Origin of the sequence: Burkholderia sp. Se-20378, from assembly GCF_017104665.1 — a bacterium.
GTDB lineage: Bacteria > Pseudomonadota > Gammaproteobacteria > Burkholderiales > Burkholderiaceae > Burkholderia > Burkholderia lata.
Genome location: NZ_JAAGPG010000712.1, coordinates 1 through 3,284 on the forward strand (window position 1 = coordinate 1; position 3,284 = coordinate 3,284).

3 protein-coding genes are annotated in these 3,284 nt (G+C 66.0%); all 3 read right to left on the minus strand.

Features of this window, described 5'->3' with window-relative positions:
* A partial coding sequence (locus G3N93_RS36435; protein WP_206135183.1) for a GTP-binding protein occupies positions 1–1,066 on the minus strand: 1,066 nt, incomplete at its 3' end.
* A gap of 200 nt (positions 1,067–1,266) precedes the next feature.
* Positions 1,267–2,481, minus strand: coding sequence for a class I SAM-dependent rRNA methyltransferase (locus G3N93_RS36440; RefSeq protein ID WP_174948139.1), 1,215 nt, complete (start codon positions 2,479–2,481; stop codon positions 1,267–1,269).
* A 76-nt stretch (positions 2,482–2,557) separates the two neighbouring features.
* On the minus strand, positions 2,558–3,284 hold a 727-nt coding region (locus tag G3N93_RS36445), incomplete at its 5' end, for a tyrosine recombinase XerC (RefSeq protein WP_206135184.1).

Sequence of the window (3,284 nt, forward strand, 5' to 3'; positions counted from 1 at the left end):
TGAGGCCGTCGGTGATCAGGTCCTGCGGCAGATCGACGCCGATGAACACCATCTTGTTCGTCTTCTTCTCGACTGGCAGCCACTTCGAGGCGAGGTCGCTGCCCATCATCTGGTGCACGCCCTGGAACACGACCTTGCGGTCGACGCCCTTCATGTACAGCACGCCCTTGTAGCGCAGCATCCGCTCGCCGTAGATCTGCAGGATGCCGCCGAGGAAGTCTTCCAGCTTGTTCGGGTCGAACGGGCGGTCGTTGCGGTACACGAACGACTTGATCTTGTCGTCGTGGTGCGCGTGGTGATGATGGTGGTGGCCATGGTCGTGATCGTGCGCGCATTGACCGTGATCGTGGTCGCAATTGGCGTGATCGTGATCATGGTCGTGATCGTGATGGTGGTGGTGCGCGTGATCGTCTTCGGCGAGGAAGTCGGGGTCGATCTCAAGCTTCGCGTTCAGGTTGAAGCCGCGCAGGTCGAAGATTTCCTTGATGTCCGCTTCGCCGAAGTTCACGACCTTGATCGCGGCCTTCGGGTTCATGTGCATCAGGCGGTGCTTCAGGCCGGCCACCGTCTGGTCGTCGACCAGATCCGACTTCGTGATGAACAGGCGATCGGCGAAGCCGACCTGGCGCTGCACGACTTCGTGCTCGTCGAGCTGCGCGTTCGCGTGCTTCGCGTCGACCAGCGTGATGACCGCGTCGAGCAGGAAATCGTCGGCGATTTCGCTGTCGATGAAGAAGGTCTGCGCGACCGGGCCCGGGTTCGCGAGGCCGGTCGTTTCGATCACGATGCGGTCGAAGTCGAGCTTGCCTTCGCGCTTCTTCGCGGCGAGATCGCCGAGCGTGCGCGCGAGGTCGCCGCGGATCGTGCAGCAGATGCAGCCGTTGCTCATCTGGATGATCTGCTCGTTCGAATCCTGGATGAGGATTTCGTTGTCGATGTTCTCTTCGCCGAACTCGTTCTCGATCACGGCGATCTTCATGCCGTGCTGTTCGTTCAGGATGCGCTTGAGCAGCGTCGTCTTGCCGCTGCCGAGGAAGCCGGTAAGGATGGTGACGGGAGTGGCCATGTCAATCGCCTGTGGTTCGTGAATCGGGGTCAAAACCAGGATGTGCGTCGCGCCCGGGGCTTTGCCAGCCGGGGCGCACAACCATCCATTGAAACATACCTGTCAAGCCCTCGCCCGTCGTCCGAACGACAGGCGGGAGCGCGGATCCGCCGGGTGCCAGGCAGCGGCCGGCGGCCGGTTACGCGCGTAGATCGGGGCGATCAGACGATTTGCAACAGCAGGCCCTTCAGATATTCGCCTTCCGGGAAGGCGGCGAGCAGCGGGTGATCGACCCCCGCGCCGAGGCGCTTCAGGATGCGCGCGTCGACCTTCGCGTCCGCGGCCGCGCCCGCGACGATCTTCTGGAACAGGTCCATGTCGATCGCGCCCGAGCACGAGTACGTGAACAGCAGGCCGCCCGGACGCAGCAGCTTGAAGCCGCTCAGGTTGATGTCCTTGTACGCACGCGCCGCGCGATCGACGCTGTCGCGGGTCGGCGCGAACTTCGGCGGATCGAGCACGATCAGGTCGAAACGCTCGCCTTCGTCGACGAGGCGGCGCAGCGTCTTGAATGCGTCGGCGTCGAGCCAGGTCGCGCGTTCGGCGTCGAAGCCGTTGGCGACGACGTTCTGCTGCGCGAGCGCGAGCGCATCGCCCGACGAATCGATCGACACGACGCGCTTCGCGCCGCCCTTGAGCGCCGCGAGCGAGAAGCCGCCGGTGTAGCAGAAGCAGTTCAGCACGTCGCGATCGGCCGCGTACTGCGCAACCAGTGCGCGGTTGTCGCGCTGGTCGACGTAGAAGCCGGTCTTGTGGCCGTTCGGCACGTCGACGTGATAGCGCACGCCGTTTTCGTTCGAGATCAGCGTCGCGGGCGGCGCATCGCCGGCCAGCACGCCGGTGGTTTGTTCGAGCCCTTCCTTGTCGCGGATCGACACGTCCGAGCGCTCGTAGACGTTCGGGCAGTCCGTCGCGCCGACGAGCGCCTTCACGATCGCATCCTTCCACGCCTCGACGCCCGCGGCCATGAACTGGCAGACGAGCTGGCCGCGCGGCGCCGCACCGGCTTCGGCGGTGTCCGCGACGTAGTAGTCGACGATCAGCCCCGGCAGCCCGTCGGCTTCGCCGAACACGAGCCGCACCGCGCCCGTGCCCGACACCATCGTCGTGCGGTGCGCGACCGCGCGCTGCACGCGGCGCTTGAAGAACGCGTGGTCGATCGGCTCGTTCTCGTCGAAGCTCCACACGCGCACGCGGATCTGCGATTGTGGGCTGTACGCGCCGCGCGCGAGGAAGCGGCCGTCGTGCGTGCGCACGATCACGGTCGCGCCGGGCGCGGGCTTGCCGTCGACGCGGTCGATCGCATTGGCGTAGATCCACGGATGGCGACGCAGCAGCGATTTTTCCTTGGACGGCTTGAGGGTGACGGTTTGCATGATGAGATTGAAATGGGCCGTGCGCGACGCCGACCGTGGCCGGTCGCCGCGCGCGGCGGGTAACACGGGAAGCGCGTCAGTCGCGCTTCTTCGCGCGCGGATGCGCGCTGTCGTAAATCTTCGCGAGATGCTGGAAGTCGAGCGACGTATAGACCTGCGTCGCGGAGACGCTCGCGTGGCCGAGCAATTCCTGCACTGCGCGCAGGTCGCCGCTCGACTGCAGCACGTGCGTCGCGAACGAGTGGCGCAGCACGTGCGGATGGACGTTGGCGGGGATGCCCGCGGTGAGCGCCGCGCGCTTCACGCGCTCGCGCACGACGCCCGGCGACATCCGGTTGCCGCGCACGGACACGAACAGCGGATGCGGATCGTGCTTCACGAATTCGCCGCGCACCGCGAGCCAGGCGTTCAGCGCATCGATCGCCTTGCGGCCGACCGGCACCTTGCGTTCCTTGTTGCCCTTGCCGCGCACGGTGACCTCGGCTTCGGCGAGGTCGAGCCAGCCGGTCGAGCGGTAGCCGTCGGCCTGCGTGTACATCACGTCAAGCCCGATCAGCTCCGCGAGGCGCAGCCCCGACGAATAGAACAGCTCGAGGATCGCGTGATCGCGGATGCCTTCGGTCGTGTTGGCGAGCGGCGCGTCCATCAATGCGGACGCATCGTCGACCGACAGCGCCTTCGGCAAGGTTTTCGCACGTTTCGGCGCACGCACCGCGGCAACCGGGTTCGCGGGCATCTCGATGCGCTGCGCGAGCCAGCGGTAGAACGCGCGCCATGCGGACAGCCGGTGCGAGATCGACCGC